This window comes from Streptomyces sp. WM6386 (assembly GCF_000972385.1).
Lineage (GTDB): Bacteria > Actinomycetota > Actinomycetes > Streptomycetales > Streptomycetaceae > Streptomyces.
This window is the reverse complement of record NZ_JXTE01000375.1, coordinates 1-597: the sequence shown is the minus strand read 5'-3', so window position 1 is coordinate 597 and position 597 is coordinate 1. Positions and strand designations below refer to the sequence as shown.

Here is a 597-nt window from a genome sequence, read left to right as displayed (position 1 = left end):
CTGGGCATGCGGGTTGAGGAGGTGGCGCTGCCGGTGCACTACGAGGTGCGCGTGGCCCTCGACGAACTCGGCGTCGACCCCGTGCACGCGGCGACCGCGGGCCCGACGGCTGCCGTCCGCCGCCCCCCCTGCGGATCGCCCCCCCACCCCGGCCCCCGGCCCCCCCCTGTCCGCCGACCGTACGAAGAGGGGCCAAGCCCTCATGACTGCCGGTACTGCCTTCTCCCCCAGGTCCACCCTGGCCCTGGCCGGGCACGTAGCGCTGCCGGACGACCTCGACGGCCGGGCCGGGGGCGGGCTGCGGGCGTTCCTGCGGGACGCGCTCGACGGCGCGCGGGGACCGTGCCCGCCGCTGGGCGAGGGCCGGCCCCTGCTGCTGTCGGGGACGTACGTGACCGATCCGCCGTTCTACGGCGACGGCGACATCGGCCATGTCGCGGCGTGCGGCGCGGTCAACGAACTGGCGGCCGCGGGCGCGCGTCCCCTCGGACTGTCGGTGTCGGCGGTGGTCGAGGCGGGCCTTCCCCTGCGGCAGGGGGGGCGGGGGGGCGGCCCGGGCCGCGACACCCCCCGGGGGGGCGGGGGGGGGGGGCCCCG

1 pseudogene is annotated in these 597 nt (G+C 79.4%); it reads left to right on the top strand.

Going from position 1 to position 597, the window contains the following annotated elements:
- Positions 1 to 202 precede the first annotated feature (202 nt).
- Positions 203 to 597 (top strand): annotated as a pseudogene (locus TN53_RS41810) (AIR synthase related protein); the annotation flags it as partial.